The sequence below is a fragment of the Sulfitobacter mediterraneus genome, assembly GCF_016801775.1.
In the GTDB taxonomy this organism is placed as follows: Bacteria; Pseudomonadota; Alphaproteobacteria; order Rhodobacterales; family Rhodobacteraceae; genus Sulfitobacter; species Sulfitobacter mediterraneus_A.
Genome location: NZ_CP069004.1, coordinates 2,840,977 through 2,867,632, shown reverse-complemented (window position 1 = coordinate 2,867,632; position 26,656 = coordinate 2,840,977). Strand labels below are relative to the sequence as shown.

Here is a 26,656-nt window from a genome sequence, read left to right as displayed (position 1 = left end):
GGTAAACAACAGGTAAGGAGGATCGCGCATACCAGCAGCCACGGGCAGAAACTTCCGGAGGATGCGATGCAATCGTTGATGGGTATACTTACAGGCACAGGCACGGTTGAATCCGCCAAGCAGGGTCCACTTACCCACCTTGCCCCTGTTGACGTTCCGGCAGACGGGGCCGGGGCCACGTTTGGTGATCTGTTCAGGACGCTAATGCCTACTGAGGAGCCAACAGTCCCAGAAAGCATCGAAATGGCTCTGACCGAGAATGATACAGACGTAATCACCTCTCAGTCTGATTCCGCTGATGATCCAGAGGCGCCTCCAATCGCCGGAGAAGGGACATTCACCCAAGAAGCCGAAAATGAGGACCAGGCCAAGTTAAAACACGATCCTGCTTCACTCTCTCCACAAGATGAAATTGCTGCAAAAGTGATGAAAGCTTCGCAGCCCAATATCGAAGAAGGGGCTGCGGTTCATCAGACCAAACCGCTCGCTCCTTCGGCGCGGACCGGCACCGAATTGCGGGCACCTATTCTAGCTCCAGCCCGCACGACGGTGGTCCAACCGAAAAACCCATCCGCCGCCGTGACGCGCGGTGATGCACAACCAGAAACGCTGAATACTCCCGGCGCGATAAGGCCCGTCCATCAACCGGCACCGCCAGCGCAGATGCTGCCTGCAACGGTCCAGACGATCAGGCACCCTTGGCCGGGATTGCAGACCCCGCCTGCAATGGCTGAAACAGAAATTCCGCTGGCGAACCCTGCCACCGTCAATGTAAACCAACCTTCAGCCGCGCATCAAAAAGAGGCGGTTCCGCTTGCACATCTAGCAAACGTCAAAGTTAAGCTTGAACAACCAAACGCAGCCCATACTGCCGAAACTGTTCAGCCCAAGCACGCTGCCCTCACGCCAAATCGGGCACCGATTGTGCCTGCGGCGGCGCAGTTACGTGAGCCTTCGACACCTGCCTATCACGAAATCCGAGCGCAAGGCATCGCTGCAGCCATGCCCAAGTCCAATGCAGAAAAAGCCGTCGCGCAAACCCCAATCCCTGACAGGGATATGCCGCTTGCCACACATCCCAAGACCCATACTCCAATTCGGCCAGTACCAGAGAGAAGCGACTTTTCTATCCATCCCAAAACCAACCCCACTGCGCCGACAGGTGCACGACCGGCTTCGGCTTTGACCGCAAGTTCTACGCATATCACCGCCAACATGGGGGTACCAATTGCGACGCCAGCTCAGAACATCACGGTTGCAGGACTTGTTCCTGATCATCGCCGCACGACAACAACAAAGACGGCCGAAACCGAACCGGCCAACAGCGCGCCCCTCAAACAAATGTTGCGCGGGTATCAAGCACCCCTCAATCCAATGCCACATGTTTCAAGAGCTGTGGAGAGTCACCGGACAATCGAAAGCCAGCCAACGGCACCGATGCAACAACAGGCGAAGATCGCCGTCCGGCCCACGGCACAGGTCAGCGTTCCGCCCCTGACCGAGCCCTCGGCGACGTTTCTCACTGACCAACGATCAGCCCATGGTCATATGGCATCCTCAAGCGTGGAGTTTGGGATGGCAGCGCGAACGGATGTGACAGCCGCGCCAAACCCGGCTACACCCGCGGCAGCCAAACCAGAGCTTGCAAACCACGTCGCACAGCAGATTGTAGATGTGGCGAAGACCCTTCCCAATCGACCAGTCGAGATCAGCTTGAACCCTGAAGAGTTAGGACGTCTCAAGTTGCATCTGGTCACGTCCGAGGCGGGTATCGCTGTGCATGTCTCCGCAGAGAGGCCGGAAACAATGGACCTGTTGCGCCGCCACATTGGCATTTTGGATCAAGAGTTTCTGAAGCTTGGGTTTGAGGATGTGGCATTCTCGTTTGCCGGGGGACAAGGGCCACAGGATCAAGCAGACCCGTCCAACGGCCAGTCACCCGAACATCAGGGCGAGATTGCGGATCCGCTTGCGCCCGCTGAGACACCACCCGCGCCCGCCACGCTGCCGCGCGAAGGTGGTCTTGATTTGCGCCTATAGAAAGGTCCGACATGGAAATCACCTCTGCCACATCCCCAGCCACAGGCGGGACCGCCGCATCGCCACAGGCCAATGCTGTCCTGTCCTCGGACTTTGAGACATTTTTGCAAATGCTCACCGCGCAAGCCAAATACCAAGACCCGCTAGAGCCCATTGATTCCTCGGAATATGCCGCCCAACTTGCGCAGTTCTCCATGGTGGAACAACAGGTGAAATCCAATGATCTGCTTTCCGCATTGACCGCGCAATTGGGGGCCAGCAACATGGCGCAGATGTCAGGGTGGATCGGCATGGAAGCCCGGACAACGGCGCCAGTGCATTTTGACGGTGCGCCGCTGACTGTCGCGCCAAACCCGGCGGCGGTTGCCGACAATGTGCAGCTTGTCGTCTATGACTCTGTCGGGGCCGAGGTTCAGCGGTTGACGATCCCGACCTCAGCCGAACCGGTTCATTGGGCTGGCGTCACCTCAGGCGGCGCACCCTTTCCGCCCGGCCTTTATCGGTTCGAAGTGGAAAGCCGTGCGCAGGGCGAACTTGTCTTGTCAGAGCCTGCGGAAACATACGGCACAATCACAGAAGCACAGATACATGCAGGCCAGACGCTCTTGGTGCTGGAGGGGGGATCAATTGTGGCGGCGGATGCGGTGACGGGCTTGCGCAGCCCGCCGTTGCTCTGATTAAAGATCCGTCAAAGCAAATCCGGCATAGGCGAAGGGCATGACGGCCCTGCGATATCGGCCCAATTCAAATTTTGCCAAGGGGCGTTGTACGGCCTCGGGATAAATATGGTGCGGCGGTTTTCCCTGCACCAGATCGGCCAGCAGGGCACCTGAATAACTTGCCATGGCGACACCATTGCCGTGGTAACACAGGCTCGCGAACATCCCCGGCTCACCGGGGACTTCGCCAATAAATGGCATCATCTTGCGGGCGATACAGACCATCCCTGACCAGGCATGCGGCGTTTCCACGTGACGCCATGCCGGGAACATACGGTCAAAATCAGCACGGGCGCGCTTCATCGCGCGGGCCTCAGAACCGGCTGTTGCCATCAAGCCGCCGCGCACCCCAAACAGCATACGGTTGTCGGGCATAAGCCGAAAGTAATGGAGCAGACTACGGGTATCATAGCTGGCTTGCCGACTGGTCCAGTTTTGCGCAGTCAGCTCTTCTTGGATCAATGGCCGCGTCACGATGATGCTGGACTGCGTCGGCATATAGCGACCGGCGAACCAGGGTGGCAGGTTTTCGGAGGAATACCCGTTGGTTGCAACAATCACCCTGTCTGCCGTCACTTTGCCAGCTGGCGTCACCACAGAGAACCCTTTCGCTGTGCGGCGTACCGAGGCCACTGGGCTGTCGTGACAAATCATTGCGCCTGCTTTTTCAGCCTCCGCTGCCAATCCGGTGATGTATTTTCGCGGGTTCAATCCAAATCCAATCGGGACGGTCAACGCCCCCTGATACCCTGCGTTCATCCCCGCATCCTGCAGATCCTGCGGACCGGCAAGATCAACCTTAACGCCGAAATTTTCAGCGTAGTAATCTGCAGCGCCCTTCATGGCTTCGAAATGGCGGGCGCGGTGGGCAAACATGGTTTCGCCCTTGGAATGGCGATCCACCTCCAAGCCAAAACGCGCAATCAGGTCTTCGACAAGTTTGACCGCCGCCAGTTCTGCCCCGCGCCAATCCGCTCTGCCTTGCCGGCCAAATGCCTTATCGAGCGCCGCATCTTCCAACATACCTCCGCCCAGACAGCAGAACCCGCCATTCCGACCGGATGCACCCCATCCCACATAATGGCTTTCAAGGACTGTCGCAGAAACGCCTGCTTGCGCCAGATGCAGCGCCGCGGAAATGCCGGTGAACCCGCCACCGATGATGGCAACGTCGCATCGATGCTCTCCAGTCAATGAAGACCTGTCCGGGGCGGCGCAGGTTTCATTCCACCAACAGCCCGCACGGGGACCGTCGCCATAAGCAAAGTCAGGATAGATGCGTGTCATCCGTTGGCGCGTTCCGCGGCTTGCGCATCCTTTTGGGCACGGAGCGAGTTGCGCTTGCTGACCAAAGAGGCGCTGATCACACCCACTGTCACGATGGCAATCATGATCGTGGAAAGTGCGTTGATCTCTGGCGAGACACCTAAACGCACCGCGCTGAAGATCTTGATCGGCAGCGTTGTCGCGGAGGGGCCAGATGTGAAGGACGCAATCACCAGATCGTCCAGGCTGAGCGTAAAGGCCAAAAGCCATCCGGAGATAACAGCGGGTGCAATAATCGGCAGGGTCACAAGGCGAAACGCCTCCCAGGGGGATGATCCCAGATCGAGCGCGGCCTCTTCCAAGGATCGGTCAAAGGAGACCAGCCGCGATGAAACAACGACAGAGACGTAGCACATCGAAAATGTCGTATGCGCCAGAACAATGGTCAAAACACCGCGATCCAGCCCAATCCCGATAAACAGCAGCAGCAGCGACAGGCCGGTGATCACTTCGGGCATCACAAGCGGTGCGTAAATCATACCGGAAAACAAGGTGCGCCCCAAAAACCGCCCGCCTCGCACCAAAACGTAGGCCGCCATCGTGCCCAGAACGGTCGCAAAGGTCGAGGAAATCACTGCAACTTTCAGCGTGACCCACGCGGCATCCAAAAACGCCTCATTCTGGATCAACTCGCCATACCATTTGGTCGAGAAACCGGCCCAAACCGTGACCAGTTTGGATGCGTTGAAACTGTAGATCACGAGAATGACCATCGGCAAATACAGAAAGGCAAACCCGAGGGTCAGCGACGTGACGTTGAACCAGCTTAAGCGCCTCATTGCTCTGCCTCCGCCTGTTTCTGCTGGTTGCGCTGGAACAGCACAATCGGGATCACAAGGATCAGCAACAAGATAACCGCAACGGCGCTGGCGACCGGCCAATCGCGGTTGTTAAAGAATTCCTCCCACAGAACCTTGCCGATCATCAGTGTCCCTGATCCGCCCAAAAGCGATGGGATCACAAATTCACCCAGCGCCGGAATGAACACAAGGAACGATCCTGCAATGATGCCGTTTTTGGACAGTGGAATGGTCACAAGCCAAAATGCCTGCATCCGGGAACAGCCTAAATCCTCGGCCGCTTCGTTCAATGAATCATCGAGCCGGTCCAATGCGGCATAAATCGGCAGGATCATGAACGGCAGATAGGTATAGACGATGCCGATATAGACGGCGGTGGTCGTGTTCAGAATCGTCAGCGGATCATTGATCAGACCCAGCCATTGTAAGAACTGGTTCAATAGACCCTCATTGCTCAGAATGCCCATCCACGCATAAACGCGGATCAGGAATGAGGTCCAGAACGGCAGAATCACCAACATCATCAAGGTTGGCCGCCATTCTTCGGGCGCGCGGGCCATGCCGTAGGCAATGGGATAGCCCACGACCAGTGTCAAAACGGTAGAGATAACCGCGATCTTGAGAGAGCTGAGATAGGCTTTCCAGTAAAGATCATCTTCGGTCAGGAAGACAAAATTCTCAAAATCCAACTCGGCCAGAAGGGCAAATAATCCATCCCGCATGGTTGGTGAATAGGGCGGGATCGCAAGGGCGGTGTCCGACAGCGAGATCTTGAATACAATCAGGAACGGCACCAGAAACAGCAGCAAGAGCCACAGATAAGGAACTGCGATCAGGGCGGCGCGGCGCATCATTGGTCCAGCAAAACGCCGGCGGTGGCGCTCCATGAGATCCACACCGGATCTTCCCAAGTGATGTCGCGGCGGGCCAGGCGGCGCGTGTTGGCCGTTTGGGCTTTGATGATCTGACCGCCGGGCAATTCGACGTGATAGGTGCTGAGATTCCCGAGATAGGCGATATCAAGTACCTTGCCTTGCATCGCGTTTGGCGCATCTTCCGGCTTTTCGGTCGAAATACGGATTTTCTCGGGGCGAATGGCCAAATGGGCCTGCTGCCCTTCGGTAAATGGTTTGGCCGAGGTGGCCTTGATCGGGGACTGACCATCGGCCCAGTTGAGATCATACATCTCTTCACCAGAGGCCTTTGCCGTCGCCTGAATGATGTTCACATCGCCAATGAAATCCGCCACATAAACGGAGTTGGGGTATTCGTAAATTGCGGCGGGCGTGGACACCTGAATGATGCGGCCTTCGTCCATGACCGCCACGCGGGAGGCAACTGTCATGGCCTCTTCCTGATCGTGGGTCACAATCACAAAGGTCGTGCCGGTGGTCTCTTGAATATCCATCAGCTCAAATTGCGTATCTTGCCGCAGCTTTTTGTCCAGTGCGCCCAAAGGTTCATCCAGCAGCAACAGTTTTGGTGCCTTGGCCAAAGACCGGGCCAGTGCCACACGCTGCCGCTGGCCACCAGAAATCTGGTGCGGCTTGCGCTGTGCAAATTTTTCGAGCCGGGTGAGTTTGAGCATTTCCTCAACACGGGCACTGATCTCTTCTTTTGATTTGCGATCGCGGCGGAGGCCAAATGCAATGTTTTCCCAGATCGAAAGGTGCGGAAACAGTGCATAGGATTGAAACATCATATTCACGGCCCGCTTGTTTGGCGGCACCGGGCCGATGTCCTGACCGGCCAGTTCGATCCGGCCATCGCTTGGCGTTTCAAACCCGGCCAACATCCGCATCATGGTGGTCTTGCCGCAGCCAGATGGACCAAGCAGGGCAAAAAATTCCTGTTCAAAGATATCCAGCGTCAAATCATCAATCGCGACGAATTCACCGAACTTCTTGGTGACATTCTGAAAGCGGATGAGAGGCTTTTCATTGGGATCATCCCAAGGCGCAAAAACGGTTTGGCTCACGGCTGGCAATCCTTCGTTCGGCCCATTTGATCGGGCATGTAAAAAGGGCAAGGCATTGCTGCCTTGCCCCGTTTAGATTTTAGGTACCGGACTTGATCTTGGTCCACATCCGGGTCACCAGACGCTGGGTCTTGGGGCCGTAAGGCGATGTGGTGTAGAGATTTTCAAGTGTCGCGGCATCAGGGTAAATCGCGGTATCCCCGATCACGTCTTCCTCAAGAAATTCCTGAGACGCCAGATTGCCATTGGCGTAGTAAACGTAGTTGGAGGCCGCAGCCATGTTTTGCGCGTCCAAGATAAAGTTCAGGAACTTATGCGCGGCATCAGGGTTCGGCGCATCCACCGGAATTGCCATGTTATCAAACCACATCAGCGCACCTTCGGATGGCGCGTAATATTCGATCTCAACGCCATTCTCCGCTTCGGCCGCACGATCGCGCGCCTGAAGAATATCACCGGACCAGCCGAATGCGACGCAGATGTCACCATTGGCCAGAGCATTGATGTATTCAGAGCTGTGGAATTTTTGCACAAAGGGCGCGACCGGGGTCAGAACATCCTCGGCCTTTGCAATCACGTCTTTGTCCTGGCTATCGGGGTCTTCACCGATGTAGGCCAGCGCCGCAGGGATCATCTCCGCTGGGGCATCAAGGAAATGCACACCGCAACCCGCCAGTTTTTCCATATTGGCGGGATCAAAAATCAGTGAAAGCGAACCGACCGGCGCATCCTCACCCAATACTTCTTTGACCTTGCCGATGTTCACACCGATACCTGTGGTGCCCCACATGTAGTTGATCGCATATTCGTTGCTTGGGTCATATTTCTTGAGACGGTCTTCGATGACGTCCCAAAGATTGTCTTTGTTCGGCAGCTTGGACATATCCAGCTTCTGAAACGCACCTGCGCTGATCTGGCGCTGCAAGAAGGTGCCGGAGGGCACAACAACGTCATAACCGGATCCACCGGCCAGCATTTTGGTTTCCAGCACTTCGTTGCTGTCAAACACGTCATAGATCAATTCGATGCCGGTTTCGGTCTCGAACTTTTCCAACAGACTTTCGTCGATATAATCGGACCAGTTGTACACGCGTACTTCTTCGGCCATGGCACTGACCGCCGTCAAAGCCGTCACGGCAAGGCCGCCAAGAATTCGGTTTTTCATAGTAAGCTCCCATCAAGTGACCGGGTTGACCCCGGCCTTACGTTAATTTGATCAAGTTTTGCGTCTTCGAGCAAGATGATTTATGGTTTCACGCACGACGCATTGGTGCAAGGTGCCGTTACAGCGTAGAAATTGGGCAACAGAAAATGACGAAAGACGTGATCTCGGCCAGTGGCGAAAACGGTGCGGACACTTCCGTAAAAACACCGGCGCATCAACATGTCTATGAAGAGCTGCGCCAAATGATTCTCTTTGGTGACCTGGCCCCCGGCCAGGCGGTAACAATTCAGGGATTGACCAAACAATTGGGCGCAGGGATGACCCCAGTGCGCGAAGCGTTGCGCAGATTGATCTCCGAAGGGGCGCTTACCCATCAGGGCAACCGCCGCGTTAGCGTACCAGAGTTATCGGAAAGCTGCGCCGATGAGCTTTATTTTATGAGAAAAACGCTTGAATCGGAACTGACCCGTCGCGCGGCGGAACGCATGACGCCAGAACGGCTTGCGGCACTTCGATCCTGCGACAGAGACCTCAACCAAGCCATCGCTTTGGGCGATGTGGGGGGGTATCTGACGCATAACTATCGGTTTCACAGTATGATCTACGACGGTGCAGATGCCCCGATCATGAGTGCCACCGTGGATCGGCTTTGGCTGCGCTTTGGGCCTTCTTTGCGGGTCATCTGCGGGCGGTTCGGAACCAGCAACCTACCGGACAAACACAAAGACCTGCTTGAAGCACTCGCACAGAACAACACAGAGGCGGCGGTGGCGGCCATGGCAGAAGACGTCGAACAGGGGATGCTTCAGGTTCAGGCTGCTTTTGAAGAAGGTCAGCAGGCCAACTGATTCGATTGACTTCGGATAATTTGATCATATTCTGCGCTCAATCCGTTAGGCCATTATTGAAAGGCGCAGAATCATGTCTATCATCTCCAATCACCTCCCGACTGATGAATTGCAGGCGTTGGATGCCGCGCATCACCTGCATCCATTTTCGGAGAACGAGGCGCTGGGCAAAAAGGGCGCGCGCGTCATCACCCGTGCCGATGGCGTCTATCTGACCGACAGCGAAGGCCACGAGATACTGGATGCAATGGCGGGCCTGTGGTGCGTCAACATCGGATACGGGCGCGAAGAAATGAGCCAGGTCGCAGCCCGGCAGATGCTTGAACTGCCGTTCTACAACACTTTCTTTCAGACAACCCACGTGCCGGTCATCGCATTGGCTGCAAAACTGGCAGAGATCGCCCCCGGTGATCTGAACCATGTGTTTTTTGCCGGTTCCGGCTCTGAGGCGAATGACACCAACCTGCGGATGGTGCGGACCTATTGGGCGCAGAAGGGCCAGCCGGAAAAAAGCCATGTGATCAGCCGTAAAAACGCCTATCACGGCTCGTCCGTCGGGTCCGGATCATTGGGTGGCATGACCTACATGCACGAACAGGGCGGTATGCCCATTCCCGGCATTCACCACATCGCACAACCCGATTGGTGGGCCGAAGGCGGCGATCAGACGCCCGAAGACTTTGGTCTTGCCTGTGCCCAAGAACTTGAAGCGAAAATTCTTGAGCTTGGCGCAGACAAGGTCGCGGCCTTTATCGGCGAACCTGTGCAAGGCGCGGGCGGCGTGGTTGTGCCACCCAGCACCTATTGGCCCGAGATTCAGCGGATTTGTAAGAAATATGATGTTCTGCTGATTGCCGATGAGGTGATCTGCGGCTTTGGGCGGACCGGGAACATGTTTGGGTCCGAAACTTTTGGTATCAAGCCCGATATCATGACTGTCGCCAAGGGTCTCAGCTCTGGCTATGCGCCCATCGGCGGGTCCATCGTCAGTGACGAAGTGGCCGCAGTGATCAGCGCTTGTGAGTTTAACCATGGTTATACTTATTCGGGACATCCCGTGTGCGCCGCTGTCGCGCTTGAGAACCTGCGCATCATCGAGGAAGAGAAGATTCTCGACCACGTCCGCAATGTTGCAGCGCCGGCGCTCAAGGCTGCTTTTGACAAACTGGCGGAGCATCCGCTGGTGGGCACCATCAATATGTCCGGCCTAATGGCATCCATTCAACTGGCACCCATCAAGGGCAGCCGCGCCCCCTTTGCAGGCGAGCAAGGGGCAGTGGGCTATATCTGCCGCGAGAACTGTTTTGCGCAAAATCTCGTGATGCGCCACGTGGGTGACCGGATGATTGTCTCCCCGCCCTTGGTCATCACCCCTGAAGAGATCGAGGTTTTGGCCACCCGCGCCAAGGCAGCATTGGATGCGACCTATGCTGAGCTTCAGGAAAAAGACATGCTTAAGGCAGCATCATAAGAAGCATCCCTGTAGGCCGGGCATTTCTCGGCCTACAGCGCCCTCAAACGCTCAAGCAGGCGCAAGGAGGGATAGCCATCTGGCAAAAAACCTTTGGCCTTTTGAAAATTGCGCACCGCATTGATGGTCAGCGGCCCCATTTTCGCGTCAATTTTGATGGTGTCAAATCCGGCCGCCGTTAGCCGTTTTTGGAGCTCAATCCGTTCATCATAAGTCAGGGCGCGGTCGCCACGAGGCCAATCATGGCGGATCGGTCCCGCACCCTTTATCCGGTCACTGAGATGTCCGACACCAATCACATAGGCATCCGCCGTGTTGTACCTTTCCAGAACTTCAAAATTATCGAACACCAGGAATGCCGCACCCTGTGCACCGCCGGGCAACAACACCGATGCAATGCCGTAATCGGCCACCGGTCCGTTTGCTCCCGCGATACCCAGCGCGGCCCATTCGCTTGGCAGTTTGGCAAGATCACGCCGGGCCAGCGTGTAATCAAAGCCATTGGGCAATGACACTTCAACACCCCAAGGCTGCCCTTTGGCCCATCCGAAATGTTTGAGATATGCGGCGGTAGAGGCCAACGCATCCTTCGGGTCATCCTCCCAGATGTTCCGCTTTCCGTCGCCATCGTAATCCACCGCATGGGCCAGAAATGATGAAGGCATAAATTGCGTATGCCCCATCGCCCCCGCCCAACTGCCACGCAACCGCGATTTGTCTGTGTCACCCGATTGCAAAATGGTCAGCGCATGGATCAGTTCCGCCTCAAAGAAAGCGGCGCGGCGGGCATCGTAGGCCAAAGTCGCCAGCGAATTGATGACATTATCACTGCCGCGAAAGGTGCCATAGGCGCTTTCCAATCCCCAGATCGCGGTGACCACTTCTTTTTCAACACCGTAACGCGCTTCGATTTGTGTCAGTGTCTCCTGCCATTCGGCCATGGCCTTGCGCCCGTTTGCAATGCGCAGATCCGACACGGCGGTATCCAGATAATCCCAGATCGTCTTGGTAAACTCCGATTGGTTCCGATCGCGTTTGATCACCTGTGCATCATAGCGCAGCCCGGTCATCGCGCTGTCGAAGGTCTGGGCAGAAATACCTTGCGCCATCGCGCGCGGGCGAAAATCCGCAATCCAATCTTGCAGCCCTGCAGGCTCTTGCGCGGACACTCCTGCAACGGCAACCATGGCACTGCGTTGACCCGGTGGCCGAGACGACGTTTCAGGCCCCGCCGCCAGCGCCAGAACCGGCGCCATGACCAATGACATCGCACAAATAATACTGCTGATCCGCATCAATTTTTCCTGCTGCCTAAATGGCCATCTTATCAGCTTTTGTCATCCGCAGAAGTGTCGGTTCCGCTTGGGCGGCATCTTGCCCGCTCCTCCGCTTCAGCTCGCAGTTGTTGCATATATTCACGCAACATCGGCACCCTGCGTGGCCGGAAACTTTGCCCTGTGCGCCGCAGATCATCCATCCGGTCAAGGCGAAACACCCTGAAATCCCGGCGCAGATGACACCACGCCATCAGCATATTGGTGTCCTGCATATAGACGATCCCCAATGGATCGACCTCGCGTATCGACGGGGCACCTTTCGCATCCACATATGAAAACGCCACAGTTTCTTCGGCCCATGTCGCCGCCCGCAGATCCGCCACGTCGATACGCGGCGGTTCGGGACGAAAGAAACGGCGGGCATCCAGAATTGCGTGTTGCAGGCGATGGGCCTGCCGGGGCGGCACCCGCGCGGTCAGCTTGGCAAGCGCTGATTCGGCAGCGCGTGACAGGGCCGGGTCACCGATCACCGCAACATCGCGTAGGCCCAGCACCAGCGCCTCAAGCTCATCATCCTCAAAACCAAGCGGTGGCAAGGCGGCATCTTCGATCAGGGTGTAGCCAAACCCAGCCTCACCATCGATCACCGCACCCAACCCGCGCAACGCATCAATGTCACGGTAAACCGTGCGCAACGATACATCCATTTCATTCGCCAACTGCACCGCCCGAACGGGCGCCGGCAGGCGGCGCAAAGTCGTCATCATCTGGAAAAGGCGATGGGTGCGGGTCATTTCCGAAACATATCCTATCCTGTCAGAAATTGACAGTATCGAATGTTACTCCAGCATCAGAAACAGGAGACTGCGATGATCACCCTCTACACCTACAAACCCGCATTTGGCGAACCTGCTGCCAGCCCGTTCTGTACCAAAGCCATTTGGCTTTTGAATATGTCCGGGCAGGAATGGCAGCGCAAAGACCTCGCCGATCCACGTAAAATGCCCAACCAGAAGCTGCCGGCGATCAAGGCCGATGACCGGTTGATCCATGACAGCGACAACATAAGACGCCATCTGGAGGGTCTTGGCGCCGACTTCGATGCCGGATTATCCGATATGGAAAAGGCAACCTCGCGGGCGTTCATACGCATGGCGGAAGAGCATATGTATTTCCACATTGTCGCGGATAGGTGGTGCAACGATGCGGTTTGGCCGGCGATCCGGGAAACGTATTTTGACAGCATTCCCAAAATCTTGCGCGGCCTGATCACCAACAAATTGCGAAAGTCAGTCATTCAGGGCATGCAATTTCAGGGCCTTGGACGCTGGTCCGAGGACGACCGCCTCGCAAGGCTTGAGCCGGATCTACAAGCCATCTCAACCCGCCTGTGGCTCGGGGCCTGTCTGTTTGGCGACAGGCCCACGGCAGCGGATGCATCGGTTGCGGCGATGCTCGCCAATATGAGAGCCACGCCGGGCAAGACCCCGCTCAAGACCCGTGTCGCCGAGGATGAAGTGCTTTGCCGTTACATTGATCGGGTCAGCACTGCATTGGGAAAGCCTTGGATCACCGACGGCTCCGCGTCACTTTGCGCTTGATCTTGTCTTTCTTGCGCTTGGCTTTATGCGCTTTGCCGCGTGGGCTGCGGCCCGCGGGGTTGCGCGAGCCTTGTTTGACCTTCTGATCCTCGATCTCAAGCAGCTCCAGTGCGATCCCGCCCGTGACCGGCACCGCTTCGGAAAGCCGTACTTTGACCCGCTGACCCAAGCCAATAGTCATTCCGGTGTCAGACCCCATCAGGGTCTGACTATCCGCATCATGATGGAAATATTCGCGCCCCAGATTGCGCATCGGAATAAGCCCATCCGCGCCGGTTTCGTCCAGTTTCACAAACACGCCAAACCGGGCGATCCCGCTGGTCCTGCCAGTCATCTCGCTGCCTACACGTTCGGACAGATATGACGCGAGATAGCGATCTGTCGTATCCCGCTCCGCCATCATCGAGCGGCGCTCGGTGTCCGAAATATGCGCCGCTGTTTGCTCCAGTCGCTCAATCTCTTCGGGGCTCAACCCGTCTTTACCCCAACCATGCGCCGTGATCAAAGCACGGTGAACGATCAAATCGGCATAGCGGCGAATGGGCGAGGTGAAATGTGCATAAGACCGCAATGCCAGCCCAAAATGGCCAAGATGCTGCGGCGCGTAATAGGCCTGCGTCATCGAGCGTAGCGTCGAGATGTTGATCAGCTCCGCCTCGTCACTACCCGCCGCATCGTTCAACAACCTGTTCAAGTGCGCGGTCTGCAGCACCTGCCCCTTGGCCAGTTTGAATCCGGCCGCCTGCGCGGTTTCCCGGAGGCTTTCAAGTTTTTCGGGTGAGGGTTCCTCATGGACCCGGAACAGCAGATCCACCTTCTTTGCCAGCAAGGTTTCCGCCGCGGACACATTGGCCAGCACCATGAATTCTTCGATCAACCGATGCGCGTCCAGCCGATCCTTGAAATTCACGGATCTGACCGTCCCGTCTGCATCAAGTTCGATTCGTCGTTCCGGCAAATCGAGATCGAGCGGCTGGCGCTCTGCGCGGGCCTGCTTCAACGCCTCGTAGGCGGCGTATAGCGGTTTGAGCACCGGCTCCAACAATGCTTCGGTGCGATCATTCGGCTGGCCGTCCACGGCGTCCTGCACCTCTTGATAGTGCAGCGATGCCGGAGATTTCATCAACCCCCGGTGAAAGCTGTGCCGCAACTTGTTGCCCTTTGGGTCAAGCACCATGCGCACGGCAATACAGGCCCGCGGCACGCCTTCATGCAGGCTGCATAGATCCCCCGAAAGGCGATCCGGCAGCATCGGCACCACCCGGTCTGGGAAGTAGGTGGAATTGCCCCGCCGACGCGCCTCTTGGTCCAGTGGCGATCCGGGTGTGACATAGGCCGCCACATCCGCAATCGCGACCCAGACGACATGACCACCTTCGTTCTTGGGGTCATCATCCGCATGGGCGTAACAGGCATCATCGTGGTCCCGCGCATCAGATGGGTCGATGGTGATCAGCGGCATCTCCCGCAGATCCTCGCGCCCTTTCAGGCCCATAGGTTTGGCCGCATCGGCCTGCGCGATCACGTCATCGGGAAACTGGTCTGGAATGCCGTGTTGATGAATTGCGATCAGTGACACAGCTTTGGGCGCGGACGGGTCACCCAGACGGTCAACAATCCGTGCCCGTGGCAGGCCCATTCGGCCCTTTGGACCGGCCAGTTCACCCTCGACCAACTCACCGTCCTTGGCGCCGTAAGTGGCGTCATCAGCCACGATCCATTCCTTGTCAGACCCTTTGTCGATGGGAATGATACGTCCGCCTTCGGTGCGCTTGCGGAAAATGCCCAACACCTTCTTGGGATTGGTCCCGATGCGCCGGATCAGCCGCGCCTCATAGTGATGTTCTTCGTTCTTGATCAGCGTAAGCCGCGCCAGAATACGATCCCCTTCGCCCAGCGCCGGATCAGAGGCACGCGGCAAGACCAGAACACGCGGTTCCTGCCCTTCGCCCTGCCATTCCATCGGCTTGGCATAAAGATCGCCGTCACGGTCCGGACCAGTGACCACCAAAACGGAGACCGGTGGCAGACGGTCGGGGTCTTGATAGCTGCGATTGCGTTTTTCCAGATGGCCTTCGGCTTCCAGCTCTTTCAGCACGCGCTTGAGGTCGATACGCGCGGCCCCTTTGATCCCGAACGCCTTGGCGATGTCACGCTTGGCGGTCAGGGTCGGGTTCTGGGTGATCCATTCGAGAATTTCGGGTTTGGAGGGGATTTTGCTCATATCCCTCAGGTAGCACGCGACCTGCGGCGCGTCATCGCAAATCGTCGGCGGTGTCTATGTCACGCAGCGGCGTAATTTCCGCAATCCGGTGGCCCGAAAGCGTTGCCCGGCTGTCCGAAAGCGCATGAGGGCTGGACCAACGCACACCGGCAAAAAACCCCGCAGGCTGACGTGCGGGATGTTTCAGCCCGACGAGCCAATATCCACCATCGGGCGCAGGTCCAAATACCGCATCATGATCGCCCAGCGCTGCAAAGGCTTCGGCAATATGGTGGCGTGTGATGCCGGGAATATCCGCCCCAATCACGCAAGCGGGACCGGGCGCAGACAGGCGCAGCATCCGCGCCATACGTTCGCCCAGGTCACCGCGCCCTTGCGGCAATCGCGGGAAGTGTGCCGGCCAATTGCGGCTTTTGAGCCCCTCCACATCCGGGGCAACGGCCAGAACGACCTGCCAACGTGGATCTTCGATCCGCCGCAGCAGACGGCGGGTCTGATGGCGAAACCACCAGGCCGCTGCGGTCATTCCGATGTCGCGCCCGAGCCGCGTTTTGACACGCCCGGGGCGCGGTTCCTTCACCATTACGATGAGGGTGGCGTTTTTCACGCAAAATAGTCCTGAAGGATGCGGCCATAAATCGCCTTGAGCTGATGGATATGATCCACCTTCACATGTTCATCGACCTTATGCATCGATTGACCGACCAAACCAAATTCAACCACTGGGCAATGATGTTTGACAAATCGGGCGTCTGACGTGCCGCCGGACGTGGACAACACCGGCTGAACGCCGGTTTCTGCTTTCACGGCCTTGCCGATCAAGTCCGACAGGGGTCCGGGTGGGGTGATAAAGCTCTCGCCGGAAATCTTGACGCTCATCTCGATCTCAACGCCAAATTCGTCACGGATGAGGGAAGTTTCCTGCTCCAACCATTTGGTCAGGCTGGCGCCTGAGTGCAGATCGTTGAACCGGATATTCAGACCCGCAGAACAGCTTGCCGGGATAACATTCGTCGCCGGATTTCCGGTATCGACAGTAACTACGGCAAGGGTGGATGCATCAAAGTGATCGGTGCCCTGGTCCAGCTCATGGGAGGCCAGCTTGTCCATAAGCCGCACCATCGCATTCAGCGGATTATTGGCGCGGTGCGGATAGGCCGAATGGCCCTGCACTCCGGTCACGGTGATCTTTGCGTTCATCGAACCACGACGTCCGATCTTCATCATTTCGCCCATGGTTTCCGGGCAGGTTGGCTCCCCGACCAAGCACACATCCATGCGCTCGCCATGATTTTCCATGTATTCAAGCAACGCCGTGGTGCCATCCAGCGCGTCGCCCTCTTCGTCACCCGTGATGGTCAGAATGATCGATCCATCGGGCGGCGTGTCCTTCACAAAATCTACGGCAGCAGCAGCAAAGGCAGCAACGCCAGATTTCATGTCCGTGGTGCCACGCCCATACATGATCCCGTCTTTCACCTCCGCGCCAAAGGGGGGCATGGACCAATCCTGGGGATTGCCAATCGGCACTACATCGGTGTGACCATTGAACCCAAAGGATCGTGTGTTGCCCTTTTTGCCCCAACGGGCGAACAGGTTGCGAATGCCGCCCCGATCCGCCCAGGCACATTCGAATCCGGCCTCGCACAGCAGATCATGCAGGATCTCCAACGCCCCTTCATTGGCAGGGGTGACAGAGGCACAGCGCACAAGCTGCGCGGTCAATTCGGCGGGATCAACACCGGGCATGGCGGTTCCTTTTGGCTAGGTCAGTGAAATTTACCCTGTTTTGTGGCGAAAAACACGCGATGCCAAGGGGGATGGCCGAGAAAAGGTTAACAGTTCCTAAATCCTCGTGTTAAGTTTGTGTCAATAATATGACCCGAGGCAGGGCGCAGCAGCATACCGCAGATGACAAAACCGGAAAAATCCGGCCGCGTTTGCATCCAAGATCATTCGCATGGGAAAACCATGCAGGCTGCCACGTTCTGTCCGAACCAGAGGTTTGAGGCACAATGGTAGCAGCGTCGGAACTTCCTATCGAAACGGTGCGCGAGGGCACAACCGCGCTTGATATGGCGCAGGCGATCTTTGGCAATGGCGTCACGGTCACTGGCGCAACTTACTACGGTGATCGCGACAGCGCGGGTATTTACTCAAACGGCGACAGCGTTGCGCCGGGGGTCACGCCATCTGATACCGGCGTGATCATGTCCACGGGTGAGGCTGAGGATTTCACCAACTCCAGCGGTCAATCCAACCAAAGCACAAACACCGGCACCAATACCTCTGGCAGCAACAACGTCAGCATGTACAACAACCACGCCGGCGCGCGCACCTATGATGCCGCGACGCTGGATGTGGATTTCATCCCCGATGCGGCCACAATGACAATGCAGTTTGTGTTCTCATCCGAGGAATACCCCGAATTTCAAAACTCGATCTATCAGGATTTTGTGGGTGTCTGGGTCAATGGCGATCTGGTGCCGATGGATGTTGGCAACGGCGATACCGATCCGGGTAACGTCAACACCACGAATAACATCAACATGTACGTCAACAACCAGTCTGACGATTACAACACCGAGATGGATGGTTTTACCATCACGATGACCCTGACGATGGCTGTCACACCGAATGTGGTCAACTCCATGCGGATCGCCATCGCGGATGTGTCGGACAACCAGTTCGATTCAAATCTGTTGATTGCAGGCAACTCTGTTCAGACCAGCCTTGTTGCGGTGTCCGATAACATTGACCTTTATCCAGACGGCGACAAAGACATCGATGTTCTGGCCAACGACATCAACAACACACCCGGCAGCACCCTGACAATCACCCAGATCAACGGACAGGATGTCGTTGCCGGTGACACGATCACGCTGCCCACAGGGCAAACGGTCAAGCTGAACCCGAATGGCACCTTTACGGTGACGGGTGATGGCGATGTCGAGAACTTCAACTTTACCTATACCGTCGACAACGGCAGTGACGTTGATGTCGGCTTTGTCAACGCAACGGGTGTGCCTTGCTTTGTCGCAGGGACAATGATCGCAACGCCTGACGGCGAACGCCCTGCCGAGACCTTGATGCCGGGTGATCTGGTGCTGACCCAGGATGACGGGCCACAGCCACTGCGCTGGATCGGAACCCGCACGGTAAAGGCGGAAGGCGAGTTTGCACCGATTCACATTCGCGCCAATACCTTTGGCGATCACCGCGACCTGTTGGTGTCTCCGCTGCACCGGGTCTTGATCCGTGACAATCTGGCAGAGCTTTTGTTTGGTGAGGCAGAGGTGCTGGTCGCCGCGCGTGATCTGGTCAATGATCGCTCCGTTCGGCGCAAGCCAGGCGGCGATGTGACCTATGTTCACCTGCTGTTTGACCGCCATCAGGTGGTGTTCTCCGAAGGTTTGGAAACAGAAAGCTATCTGCCGGGCCCTCAAACCAACAAGAGTTTTGAAACTGAAGTCGTGGCAGAGATTTGCGCATTGTTCCCTGAGATTGATCCCGAAACGGGCATTGGCTATCCGCCCGCTGCACGGCGAACCTTGAAACGGTTTGAGGCAGATTTGCTGCGCTCTGGACAGGTGGCCTAAGATGACATGGCTTGCCCTCAGTGATCACGACGACCGGCGGCTTTCCCTGCGTGGACTGGGCGCTGACAAGAAAGACAGACCGCTGCTGCCTGATCACCCACGCAGTTTGCTCAACCGCGGCACGATCATGTTCGAGACCCGGCTGTCACCGGATGGCAAGCCGCAGGTATTGTTCGGTTACAAGACAACCTATCCTGAATTGCGCAGCTTGACCTTTCAGGCGATCCCCGGTGGCGGCATCGCGATGGTACAGGTGCAGGATCAGGACATCTGCCATGCTGCAATCCAGAGGTCCGAGACCGGTCGCACAGATGTTGTCCGTATCACCTATTCATGGGACTGCGCCGCCAATTGGGCACGGATGACACTGGAGCGGCCAGAGGATGCACAAATCTCGCATGCCTATATCGAAGTGCCCAAACCGCTGCCGCTTGATGACATCCGCGACCTGATGTTGGGGCGCAATGATCACAGCTTTTCAGCCGATATGATCTTTGCTGCGCTTTCGAACGAGATTGAGCCGATTGGCCCCATGCCGAGCCTGTTGCCGAGCACACCTGTCGCGACGCCGCGCGGATACAAAGAAGTGGGGCAGTTGCAGCGCGGCGATACCGTCTTGACGGGGAACGCAGGTACGGTTCCGGTTCTGCACAGTCTTGACCGGATGGTCCCGGCGCGCGGAAGTTATCGCCCTGTGCGGTTGCGGGCGCCCTATTTTGGCTTGCAACAGGACATCATCGTGTCTCCCGATCAAAGATTGATCATCGATGGGCCAGAGGTGGAATACCTGTTCAACCAAGAGGCGGTTCTGGTGCCCGCCCGCCATCTGGTTAATGGCTTTGCCGCGCTGGAGGAACCCTGCGGACCGGTCATTCGCTATGCCCAGTTGTTGTTGCCGTCCCATGAGACATTGCTCGCCGCTGGCACCACGCTGGAAAGCCTTTATATCGGGCGTATCCGGCGCAATGGCCAACATCTGGCCAACAGTCTGTTGCGTTCTTTCGACCGGGGCTCCCTGCCCGAACATGGACGCCCCGCGCACCATGTCTTGCGCTGGTATGATGCCATCCACCTGGCGCGTCAGCGGGCGGCCTGATTTCGGAACGGCAAACCAAGGAAAGCGCGGCGCGGCGATCCTTGCCTCATTCCGGTGAGGGCAGTTCCTTGTCAAAGAACGGGGTCATCTGTGCCACGATAACGGCGTTTTCCTCTAATGCACGCTGCATCAAGGCGCGTTCTTCGTCGCCGATCTCTTGTCCGTCGGCCTCACGTTCCTCCATGGTGCCGTAGCCGGTGACATCCAATGGATTTGTGTCCGCCTGTTTGAGAATGGCAACGGTTTCGCGCACGGCTTCGGCCTCATCTATGCCGGAGGCAAAACACATAAGGGCCGCACCGGTTGCCTTGTCCGGCAAGCCATCGCCCTCTTTGCGGCCAATCTGAACCAGCAGGGTAAACACCTGTTGGCGTGATTTCTTTTTGGCTTTCTTAGGATCAGACATGACAAGGGCCACCTTTTCTGTGTGAAAGGCAGCCCTAGCGTGATCTGTAGGAAATGAAAAGCCTCGGCTCAGGACCGGCTGCGAAAGGCGTTGATCGCCGCGATCAGGATGCAGGCCCCAACAACACCGGCAAACAATTGTCCAATCCAGCCACCCAGCGACGAGCCGAAGATAAACCCAAGGATCGCATTGAACAGCATCGCACCAACGATGCCCATGAAGACATTCAGCAGCAGACCATGGTCACGCTTCATTATCTTTTCAGCAATCCAGCCGGCAAGCGCCCCGACGATCAGCGCCGCAAACCATCCAAGTCCCGTCATGTCGTTCTCCTTCACCTTGTTGGAAGGAGAACGCACCACCGCTATGTTTGGTTCCCGCGAGGCAGATCAGTCGCGCAGCAGCTCGTTGATGGATGTCTTGGAACGGGTCTTTTCGTCAACGCGTTTGACGATCACGGCGCAGTAAAGGTTCACGCCATTTTTAGACGGCATGGAGCCTGCCACCACAACGGAACCAGACGGCACTTCGCCATACATGACTTCGCCGGTTTCGCGGTCCACGATCTTGGTCGATTGGCCAATGAACACGCCCATGCCCAGAACCGAACCCTCACGCACGATACACCCCTCAACAACCTCGGACCGCGCCCCGATAAAGCAGTTGTCTTCGATGATGGTTGGACCTGCCTGCATCGGCTCCAGCACGCCGCCAATGCCGACACCGCCGGACAGGTGCACGTTTTTGCCGATCTGGGCGCAAGAGCCAACGGTCGCCCATGTGTCAACCATCGTGCCGCTGTCGACATAGGCGCCGATGTTCACGAAAGAAGGCATCAACACCACGCCGGGCGCAATGAACGCTGATTTGCGTACCACACAGTTTGGCACCGCACGGAAACCGGCAGCTTTCCATTGGTTGTCGCCCCAGCCTTTGAACTTGCTGTCAACTTTGTCCCACCAGCCTGCGCCTTGTGGACCCCCCTCTTGGTGTTCCATGTCCTTGATACGGAAGCCAAGCAGAACCGCCTTTTTGGCCCATTGGTTCACATGCCAAGATCCGTCCGCCTGTTTTTCGGCGACCCGCAGTTTGCCGCTGTCCAGCGCGTTCAGGGTGTCTTCGATGGCCTCGCGCACTTCGCCCGTGGTGGCCGAGGTGATCTGATCGCGGGTGTCCCATGCTGCCTCAATGGCGGTTTCCAGCTGCGCGTTCGACATATCCGTATCTCCAATTTCAATTCTCAGGCTTGTCGCGGGCTATAGCCGCTCCCCCCCCTTGGATCAATCGGGCATTCCGACCGCCACATCACCTTCAAAACCGCCGCCCGCCCACGCAAAAGCGCCAAAGATGTCACGGATCAGCGGCCATGCCCCGTTTGGGGAACGGCCTGTATTGAGTTTTTCTTGCCAAATGAGGATGGGATTCGGCCAAATTGCGAGGGCGCTGGTTCATGAAATCGGATCGGGGGCCGGGTTTGCCCCGCAGAGCAGAACAGCGACCTTTTCGCCCGGCTCTGGCTGGTAGGCGCCGCTCATCAAGGCGGCGAGCGCGGCAGCGCCAGCCGGTTCGACCAGAATGCGCCATTCACGCCAAAGTGCCACCTGCGCAGCGATGATCGCATCATCATCCACCAAAACGGAAGCACCCAGATGGGCCTGCGCCAAACCAAAACAAATATCGCCAATGCGCCGTGCACCAAGGGCATTGGCTGCGACACCCGACACCGGCACATCGCAAGGTTCCCCGTATTCCAGCGCCTTATGCAACGCACAGCAATGGCGCGGTTCAACGCCCACCACCTTGCGGCGGCCCTGAAGCCAGCCAAGCGCACCTCCGATCAAACCTCCGCCTCCCACAGCGATCAGCACGGTGTCGGCATCAAGGCCCTGGGCCTCCCATTCCGCCATCATGGTGCCTTGGCCTGCGACTGTGCCCGGCGCGTCATAGGCATGGATCTGCATCGCACCGGTTTTGGCCTCATGGGCCTGTGCGGCGGCAAGCGCATTTGCATATTCACCGGAGACAACAGTCAGTTCCGCGCCTGTGCGGCGGATCAGATCAATTTTTGCAGGACCGGCCAGTTCAGGCACAAAAATATGGGCGTCATGGCCCAGCGCCTTGGCCGCATGGGCCACAGCCGCACCATGATTGCCGCCGCTGGCCGCAACAACGCCGCCATCTGGCACATCGGTGGACAACAAGGTGCTGAACGCTCCGCGTGCCTTGAACGTGCCGGTGTGCTGCATATGCTCAAGTTTCATGGTGACCGGATAGGACAAACCAAAGCTGCGGGTGGTGATCACCGGCGTTTCGCGAACATAGGGCGCAACCCGTGCTTTTGCCGCCTCAATCTCAGCTTTCCAATCCATGATCACGCTCCTGTTGCTGGTGCTCAAAGCGCAAACCCTATAGCTCTGGACCAAACGCGCAAGCAGGAAGTGACCCTCATGAAAGACGATCGTACCAGCCCGTTCAGAGACGCCCATACAGACCGCGATTCTGCCGAACATGTCCCCGACACACCACAAAGCCGCGCGCCAGCCTATCGGTTGGCTTTTGCGGATGAGGATTTCCTGTGCCGGGATGAGTTGCGCCCAGTTCGCCTGCAACTTGAGCTGCTGAAACCGCAGCTGATGCTGGATGAGCAAGGCATCGAAAGCACGATTGTACTGTTTGGTGGCGCGCGCATACCCGCCCCGGCGGACAAGGACAAAGCCCGCACACAGACACTGTCGGATTTGTCACGCTTTTACGATGAGACACGCGAATTTGCGCGGCTGATGACGTTGAAATCCATGGAAGGTGGCGGTCATGAGAATGTGATTGTGACCGGCGGCGGGCCGGGTGTGATGGAGGCTGGCAACCGCGGCGCGGTTGACGCGGGCGGGCATTCCATTGGCCTCAACATCGTGTTGCCGTTTGAGCAGGCGCCAAACGAATACGTAACGCCCGAGTTGTGCTTTAACTTCCACTACTTTGCGATCCGCAAGATGCACTTCCTGATGCGGGCAAAGGCAATTTGTGTGTTCCCTGGTGGCTTTGGCACCATGGATGAGTTGTTCGAAGCGCTGACGTTGATTCAGACGGGCCGAATGCAACGGGTCCCATTCCTGCTGTTTGGCGAGGAATTCTGGAAAAAGATCATCAACTGGGATGCACTGGCGGATGCCGGCACAATTTCGGCCGAGGATCTGGATCTCTTCCGCTTTGTCGAAACGGCGCAAGAGGCAATGGATTTGATCGAGAACTGGGAAACGGCCCCGGCGCGGGATGCCATTCCAGGCAGATAACGATCCGTATCGAATGGTTTTGCCTGCGGATTACGCAGGCAAAACACCCACTTCAACGTGGTGCGGAAGGGTTTCAACGACCTGGCCGTGCAGCGTTTCCTTGATCGCATAGCCATAGCCGGCCAGCCGGTGCTTCCATTCACGCACAGAAAGGGCGCAGGCGCGTTCGCTCAGGATAAAGTCGAACACCTTGCTGGTGTCGAATTGGTCTTTCTTAGAGATAAAGGACATTGGTCCGCTCCTTGATTGGTTTCAATCTGGAAACAACCCTTGCGCGTGACCATGGCAGCATTTGAACCGAATTGCGGCAGAATAAAGGTATTTCCCAAACCCCTTTCAGCCATGAAAATAACGGCGAAAGCCAAATCTGCGGCGTTAAGGTACAAAACCTAGTATAAATTGCCGCTGTTCGATTGTGTCGGGAATGGAAACGCCGCGGGCAATGCTGACCTTTTCGATGGCCTGGTCCGGCGCGTACCCCAGACGGATCAACACGGCGGATGCCACCATGCCAGATCGCCCGATACCGGCGCGGCAGTGGATGGCGACATGTGCGCCGTTTTGCAGATGATCCGTGATATGGGCCACCAACCTGCGGAAGGCGGGTTGGTCAGGCAATCCAAAATCAACAATTGGATGGTTCTCAAAGGCGATGCCCGCATCGGCGCATAATCTGTTTTCTGAAGCGACGCCCAGCAAACCCGCCTCATCAGGGGCCAGCATAGAGATGATGCGCGTGATCCCGGCCTGCGCAAGGGATGCAAACTGATCTTCCAGATCACTCCCTGTCGGACAAGGCATGATCGTCAGCCGTCCGGGCAGGTCTGCCGCAACCAAGAAATGCGCTGGCAATGTCAGCTTCCTGCCAGGCCCGCCTCTTGGGCGATCTGCTTGCGGGATTTGCGTTCGCGTTCGGTGGCCGATTTGAGCTGTCCGCAGGCGGCCATGATATCTTCGCCGCGTGGTGTCCGGACGGGGCTGGCATAGCCGGCTTTATAGACGATCTCAGAAAACGCACGGATGCGGTTGTTTGACGACCTTTTGTAGGGTGCGCCGGGCCATTCATTGAAGGGGATCAGATTGATCTTGGCCGGGATACCGTCGATCAGTTTTACCAATCGGCGGGCATCTTCGTCACTGTCGTTGATCCCATGCAGCATCACATATTCAAATGTAATCCGTTCAGAGTTGGACACTTTGGGATAGACCCGCAGGGCGTCCAGCAAGGTTTCAATGTTCCAACGTTTGTTGATGGGAACCAGCTTGTCGCGCACTTCGTCTGTGGTGGCATGGAACGAAACGGCAAGCTGGCACCCGATTTCTTCGGCAGTTCGGGCAATCTCCGGCACCACACCGGATGTGGACAGGGTGATGCGCCGGCGCGACAGTTGAATGCCCTCGGCATCCATCGCGATCTTCATCGCATCGCGCACATTTTCGAAATTATAAAGAGGTTCGCCCATGCCCATCAGAACGATGTTCGATAACAGCCGCCCTTCGACGTTTTTCGCGCCGATCTCCGGCCATTCGCCCAGATCGTCACGTACCACCATCACCTGACCGATGATTTCGGCCGCGGTCAGGTTGCGGACCAGTTTTTGCGTGCCCGTATGACAGAACGAACAGGTCAGCGTGCAACCCACCTGAGAGGAAATGCACAGCGTGCCGCGTGAATCCTCGGGGATATAGACAATCTCGACCTCGTGACCGCCGGCAATCTTGACCAGATATTTCCGCGTGCCGTCTGTGGAGATTTGCCGCGTGACCACCTCGGGGATTTCGATGACGAATTGTTCGGTCAATTCGGCGCGATAGGCCTTGGACAGATTGGTCATCTCGGCAAAGTCGCGCACGCCCCACAGATAGATCCACTGCCAGATCTGGCCAACGCGCATCTTGGCCTGTTTTTCAGGGGTGCCGCTGGCAATCAGAACGTCGCGCAGTTTCTCCCGCGTCAGCCCGACAAGGTTCATTGGTCCATCCGGCAATTTGCGCGGGATGGTCATGACGTCCTGTGTGATCGGTGCAGTGCCGGACATGGCGAATCTCCAATGAGGGGTGATGCGCCTCTATATAGAGGATCGCGCCCGGATCAAAAGAAAACAGCCCCGCAGGTGCAGGGCCGTTTTAGCAAACCACAACAGGTTTTACCCGCCGCAGCGTTTTCCCGCATCTTCCACAGCCGCGGTAAAGCCGAGCAGAGAAAACGTATCTTTGGTGTTGGTGCCACGCCCGGAGCGCCCTGAAAGGATCGCCGTCGCGCCACGTTTCATTGCAGTGATGATCTTGGCATCGTCATCGGTGGTCGCAGGCCAAGCCCATTCACCCTCGGTGAACAGCTCAAACGTGGTGCCGGAAATATCCATGTTGACCGTGGATCCAGCCGCAAAAGGATAGCCGCCTGTAAAGGCAACCTGACCCTTGGCACCGGCTGAGGGACGGTAAAAGACCATAAGCAGGGTTTGACCCCGGTTCACCGCCACAACGCGCCCGTCGCGGGTGTTTACAGATTCCTTGGGTGTTGAGACGCCCCAGCATTCGGTTGGATTGTCTTCGACAAAAACGCTCCAATCGGTTTTTGCGGCAACCCGGTTTGTGCTTTGTTCCTGCGCGGCAGCGGGGAATGCGGCAAGAGCCATAAGCCCAAACGCATATCCAAGTGTTCTTCCAGTTCGCATCTGTGCAGCCTCCAGCTGACTTCTACCTCAATTTATCCAGAGCCCTCGGCCATCCTTTAAATGGATCGCTCTTCTACAGGGTCTGTTATATTCTCGACAACAAGCATATTAACGCCAAACACGCGACCGACGAAAGCC

Annotated in this window: 26 protein-coding genes; 8 read left to right on the top strand and 18 right to left on the bottom strand. The window is 57.1% G+C overall.

All coding sequences use genetic code 11. The features are described from left to right. The first annotated feature begins 243 nt into the window (after positions 1-243). Positions 244-2,040: a flagellar hook-length control protein FliK gene (locus JNX03_RS14170; RefSeq protein WP_203209669.1), complete on the top strand. Its 1,797-nt coding sequence runs from the start codon at positions 244-246 to the stop codon at positions 2,038-2,040. 11 nt (positions 2,041-2,051) lie between these two features. Further along, positions 2,052-2,717, top strand: a complete 666-nt coding sequence (locus JNX03_RS14165; protein WP_203209668.1) for a flagellar hook capping FlgD N-terminal domain-containing protein — start codon at positions 2,052-2,054, stop codon at positions 2,715-2,717. Here JNX03_RS14165 and JNX03_RS14160 read toward each other — a convergent pair whose 3' ends face one another. The 5 genes from JNX03_RS14160 to JNX03_RS14140 form a co-directional block, all read right to left on the bottom strand. Continuing rightward, entirely contained in the window at positions 2,718-4,046 is a 1,329-nt protein-coding gene (locus JNX03_RS14160; RefSeq protein ID WP_203209667.1) for an NAD(P)/FAD-dependent oxidoreductase, read from the bottom strand. Then, positions 4,043-4,864 carry an ABC transporter permease gene (locus tag JNX03_RS14155; protein WP_203209666.1) on the bottom strand — a complete coding sequence of 274 codons (822 nt, stop codon included), beginning with the start codon at positions 4,862-4,864 and terminating at the stop codon, positions 4,043-4,045. Before JNX03_RS14155 ends, JNX03_RS14160 begins: the two co-directional genes overlap by 4 nt. Beyond that, a complete protein-coding gene (locus JNX03_RS14150; RefSeq protein ID WP_203209665.1) occupies positions 4,861-5,736 on the bottom strand; it encodes an ABC transporter permease subunit in 876 nt (291 codons plus the stop codon). Before JNX03_RS14150 ends, JNX03_RS14155 begins: the two co-directional genes overlap by 4 nt. Beyond that, on the bottom strand, positions 5,736-6,863 hold the full coding sequence (locus tag JNX03_RS14145) for an ABC transporter ATP-binding protein (RefSeq protein WP_203209664.1): 1,128 nt from the start codon (positions 6,861-6,863) through the stop codon (positions 5,736-5,738). The genes JNX03_RS14150 and JNX03_RS14145 overlap by 1 nt, the downstream gene beginning before the upstream one ends. A gap of 79 nt (positions 6,864-6,942) precedes the next feature. Further along, positions 6,943-8,028 (bottom strand): polyamine ABC transporter substrate-binding protein, encoded by a 1,086-nt coding sequence (locus JNX03_RS14140; RefSeq protein ID WP_203209663.1) that lies wholly within the window; start codon positions 8,026-8,028, stop codon positions 6,943-6,945. A gap of 146 nt (positions 8,029-8,174) precedes the next feature. Here JNX03_RS14140 and JNX03_RS14135 point away from each other — a divergent pair, with 146 nt between their 5' ends. Both JNX03_RS14135 and JNX03_RS14130 read left to right on the top strand, forming a co-directional pair. Next, positions 8,175-8,876 carry a GntR family transcriptional regulator gene (locus JNX03_RS14135; protein WP_203209662.1) on the top strand — a complete coding sequence of 234 codons (702 nt, stop codon included), beginning with the start codon at positions 8,175-8,177 and terminating at the stop codon, positions 8,874-8,876. 73 nt (positions 8,877-8,949) lie between these two features. After that, positions 8,950-10,347 (top strand): aspartate aminotransferase family protein, encoded by a 1,398-nt coding sequence (locus JNX03_RS14130; RefSeq protein ID WP_203209661.1) that lies wholly within the window; start codon positions 8,950-8,952, stop codon positions 10,345-10,347. Positions 10,348-10,379: 32 nt separating this feature from the next. Here the strand turns inward: JNX03_RS14130 and JNX03_RS14125 are convergent, their stop codons facing one another. Beyond that, positions 10,380-11,642 (bottom strand): lytic murein transglycosylase, encoded by a 1,263-nt coding sequence (locus tag JNX03_RS14125; RefSeq protein ID WP_203209660.1) that lies wholly within the window; start codon positions 11,640-11,642, stop codon positions 10,380-10,382. A gap of 32 nt (positions 11,643-11,674) precedes the next feature. After that, positions 11,675-12,418, bottom strand: coding sequence for a helix-turn-helix transcriptional regulator (locus tag JNX03_RS14120; RefSeq protein ID WP_203209659.1), 744 nt, complete (start codon positions 12,416-12,418; stop codon positions 11,675-11,677). A 75-nt stretch (positions 12,419-12,493) separates the two neighbouring features. Between JNX03_RS14120 and JNX03_RS14115 the strand changes: the two genes are divergently transcribed. After that, the gene (locus JNX03_RS14115; RefSeq protein ID WP_203209658.1) at positions 12,494-13,225 is read left to right on the top strand and encodes a glutathione S-transferase family protein; all 732 of its coding nucleotides are present in this window, start codon (positions 12,494-12,496) and stop codon (positions 13,223-13,225) included. On the opposite strand, the gene rnr is transcribed toward JNX03_RS14115, so the two are convergent. The 3 genes from rnr to dapE are packed head-to-tail and all read right to left on the bottom strand — an operon-like array spanning position 13,194 to position 17,198. Continuing rightward, complete coding sequence (rnr, locus tag JNX03_RS14110; RefSeq protein ID WP_203209657.1) at positions 13,194-15,449, bottom strand: ribonuclease R; 2,256 nt, start codon at positions 15,447-15,449, stop codon at positions 13,194-13,196. The two genes, JNX03_RS14115 and rnr, sit on opposite strands and share 32 nt — an antisense overlap. A gap of 31 nt (positions 15,450-15,480) precedes the next feature. Then, entirely contained in the window at positions 15,481-16,032 is a 552-nt protein-coding gene (locus tag JNX03_RS14105) for a TIGR04282 family arsenosugar biosynthesis glycosyltransferase (protein ID WP_203212251.1), read from the bottom strand. Positions 16,033-16,052: 20 nt separating this feature from the next. Further along, a complete protein-coding gene (dapE, locus tag JNX03_RS14100) occupies positions 16,053-17,198 on the bottom strand; it encodes a succinyl-diaminopimelate desuccinylase (protein WP_203209656.1) in 1,146 nt (381 codons plus the stop codon). Positions 17,199-17,464: 266 nt separating this feature from the next. Here dapE and JNX03_RS14095 point away from each other — a divergent pair, with 266 nt between their 5' ends. Further along, positions 17,465-19,048, top strand: coding sequence for a Hint domain-containing protein (locus JNX03_RS14095; protein WP_203209655.1), 1,584 nt, complete (start codon positions 17,465-17,467; stop codon positions 19,046-19,048). Between the two features lies 1 nt (position 19,049). Beyond that, the gene (locus tag JNX03_RS14090) at positions 19,050-20,144 is read left to right on the top strand and encodes a Hint domain-containing protein (RefSeq protein WP_203209654.1); all 1,095 of its coding nucleotides are present in this window, start codon (positions 19,050-19,052) and stop codon (positions 20,142-20,144) included. Positions 20,145-20,190: 46 nt separating this feature from the next. Here the strand turns inward: JNX03_RS14090 and JNX03_RS14085 are convergent, their stop codons facing one another. The 4 genes from JNX03_RS14085 to JNX03_RS14070 all read right to left on the bottom strand — a co-directional run bounded on the left by JNX03_RS14085 (position 20,191) and on the right by JNX03_RS14070 (position 22,919). Continuing rightward, positions 20,191-20,550: a hypothetical protein gene (locus JNX03_RS14085; protein WP_203209653.1), complete on the bottom strand. Its 360-nt coding sequence runs from the start codon at positions 20,548-20,550 to the stop codon at positions 20,191-20,193. 68 nt (positions 20,551-20,618) lie between these two features. Next, on the bottom strand, positions 20,619-20,873 hold the full coding sequence (locus JNX03_RS14080) for a GlsB/YeaQ/YmgE family stress response membrane protein (protein ID WP_203209652.1): 255 nt from the start codon (positions 20,871-20,873) through the stop codon (positions 20,619-20,621). A 66-nt stretch (positions 20,874-20,939) separates the two neighbouring features. Beyond that, positions 20,940-21,767 carry a 2,3,4,5-tetrahydropyridine-2,6-dicarboxylate N-succinyltransferase gene (dapD, locus tag JNX03_RS14075; protein WP_203209651.1) on the bottom strand — a complete coding sequence of 276 codons (828 nt, stop codon included), beginning with the start codon at positions 21,765-21,767 and terminating at the stop codon, positions 20,940-20,942. 231 nt (positions 21,768-21,998) lie between these two features. Then, the gene (locus JNX03_RS14070) at positions 21,999-22,919 is read right to left on the bottom strand and encodes a threonine/serine dehydratase (RefSeq protein WP_203209650.1); all 921 of its coding nucleotides are present in this window, start codon (positions 22,917-22,919) and stop codon (positions 21,999-22,001) included. 78 nt (positions 22,920-22,997) lie between these two features. Here JNX03_RS14070 and JNX03_RS14065 point away from each other — a divergent pair, with 78 nt between their 5' ends. Further along, positions 22,998-23,840, top strand: coding sequence for a TIGR00730 family Rossman fold protein (locus JNX03_RS14065; RefSeq protein WP_203209649.1), 843 nt, complete (start codon positions 22,998-23,000; stop codon positions 23,838-23,840). A gap of 30 nt (positions 23,841-23,870) precedes the next feature. Here the strand turns inward: JNX03_RS14065 and JNX03_RS14060 are convergent, their stop codons facing one another. From JNX03_RS14060 to JNX03_RS14045, 4 genes are all read right to left on the bottom strand, one after another. Further along, positions 23,871-24,071: a hypothetical protein gene (locus tag JNX03_RS14060; RefSeq protein WP_025049271.1), complete on the bottom strand. Its 201-nt coding sequence runs from the start codon at positions 24,069-24,071 to the stop codon at positions 23,871-23,873. Between the two features lie 144 nt (positions 24,072-24,215). Continuing rightward, positions 24,216-24,692: a protein-tyrosine phosphatase family protein gene (locus tag JNX03_RS14055; RefSeq protein ID WP_203209648.1), complete on the bottom strand. Its 477-nt coding sequence runs from the start codon at positions 24,690-24,692 to the stop codon at positions 24,216-24,218. A gap of 2 nt (positions 24,693-24,694) precedes the next feature. After that, positions 24,695-25,879 (bottom strand): 23S rRNA (adenine(2503)-C(2))-methyltransferase RlmN, encoded by a 1,185-nt coding sequence (rlmN, locus tag JNX03_RS14050; RefSeq protein WP_203209647.1) that lies wholly within the window; start codon positions 25,877-25,879, stop codon positions 24,695-24,697. Between the two features lie 108 nt (positions 25,880-25,987). Continuing rightward, positions 25,988-26,518, bottom strand: coding sequence for an invasion associated locus B family protein (locus JNX03_RS14045; protein WP_203209646.1), 531 nt, complete (start codon positions 26,516-26,518; stop codon positions 25,988-25,990). Positions 26,519-26,656 lie beyond the last annotated feature (138 nt).

Bases quoted from the DNA above. Each gene is read 5' to 3' on its own strand.
- JNX03_RS14135 (WP_203209662.1), top strand. From the start codon at position 8,175: ATGACGAAAGACGTGATCTCGGCCAGTGGCGAAAACGGTGCGGACACT.
- rlmN (WP_203209647.1), bottom strand. From the start codon at position 25,879: ATGTCCGGCACTGCACCGATCACACAGGACGTCATGACCATCCCGCGC.
- JNX03_RS14125 (WP_203209660.1), bottom strand. From the start codon at position 11,642: ATGCGGATCAGCAGTATTATTTGTGCGATGTCATTGGTCATGGCGCCG.
- JNX03_RS14090 (WP_203209654.1), top strand. From the start codon at position 19,050: ATGACATGGCTTGCCCTCAGTGATCACGACGACCGGCGGCTTTCCCTG.
- JNX03_RS14080 (WP_203209652.1), bottom strand. From the start codon at position 20,873: ATGACGGGACTTGGATGGTTTGCGGCGCTGATCGTCGGGGCGCTTGCC.
- JNX03_RS14160 (WP_203209667.1), bottom strand. From the start codon at position 4,046: ATGACACGCATCTATCCTGACTTTGCTTATGGCGACGGTCCCCGTGCG.
- JNX03_RS14120 (WP_203209659.1), bottom strand. From the start codon at position 12,418: ATGACCCGCACCCATCGCCTTTTCCAGATGATGACGACTTTGCGCCGC.
- JNX03_RS14155 (WP_203209666.1), bottom strand. From the start codon at position 4,864: ATGAGGCGCTTAAGCTGGTTCAACGTCACGTCGCTGACCCTCGGGTTT.
- JNX03_RS14060 (WP_025049271.1), bottom strand. From the start codon at position 24,071: ATGTCCTTTATCTCTAAGAAAGACCAATTCGACACCAGCAAGGTGTTC.
- JNX03_RS14070 (WP_203209650.1), bottom strand. From the start codon at position 22,919: ATGGATTGGAAAGCTGAGATTGAGGCGGCAAAAGCACGGGTTGCGCCC.
- JNX03_RS14115 (WP_203209658.1), top strand. From the start codon at position 12,494: ATGATCACCCTCTACACCTACAAACCCGCATTTGGCGAACCTGCTGCC.
- dapD (WP_203209651.1), bottom strand. From the start codon at position 21,767: ATGTCGAACGCGCAGCTGGAAACCGCCATTGAGGCAGCATGGGACACC.
- JNX03_RS14085 (WP_203209653.1), bottom strand. From the start codon at position 20,550: ATGTCTGATCCTAAGAAAGCCAAAAAGAAATCACGCCAACAGGTGTTT.
- JNX03_RS14170 (WP_203209669.1), top strand. From the start codon at position 244: ATGGCTCTGACCGAGAATGATACAGACGTAATCACCTCTCAGTCTGAT.
- JNX03_RS14045 (WP_203209646.1), bottom strand. From the start codon at position 26,518: ATGCGAACTGGAAGAACACTTGGATATGCGTTTGGGCTTATGGCTCTT.
- JNX03_RS14065 (WP_203209649.1), top strand. From the start codon at position 22,998: ATGAAAGACGATCGTACCAGCCCGTTCAGAGACGCCCATACAGACCGC.
- JNX03_RS14130 (WP_203209661.1), top strand. From the start codon at position 8,950: ATGTCTATCATCTCCAATCACCTCCCGACTGATGAATTGCAGGCGTTG.
- JNX03_RS14165 (WP_203209668.1), top strand. From the start codon at position 2,052: ATGGAAATCACCTCTGCCACATCCCCAGCCACAGGCGGGACCGCCGCA.
- JNX03_RS14140 (WP_203209663.1), bottom strand. From the start codon at position 8,028: ATGAAAAACCGAATTCTTGGCGGCCTTGCCGTGACGGCTTTGACGGCG.
- JNX03_RS14105 (WP_203212251.1), bottom strand. From the start codon at position 16,032: ATGGTGAAGGAACCGCGCCCCGGGCGTGTCAAAACGCGGCTCGGGCGC.
- dapE (WP_203209656.1), bottom strand. From the start codon at position 17,198: ATGCCCGGTGTTGATCCCGCCGAATTGACCGCGCAGCTTGTGCGCTGT.
- rnr (WP_203209657.1), bottom strand. From the start codon at position 15,449: ATGAGCAAAATCCCCTCCAAACCCGAAATTCTCGAATGGATCACCCAG.
- JNX03_RS14150 (WP_203209665.1), bottom strand. From the start codon at position 5,736: ATGCGCCGCGCCGCCCTGATCGCAGTTCCTTATCTGTGGCTCTTGCTG.
- JNX03_RS14095 (WP_203209655.1), top strand. From the start codon at position 17,465: ATGGTAGCAGCGTCGGAACTTCCTATCGAAACGGTGCGCGAGGGCACA.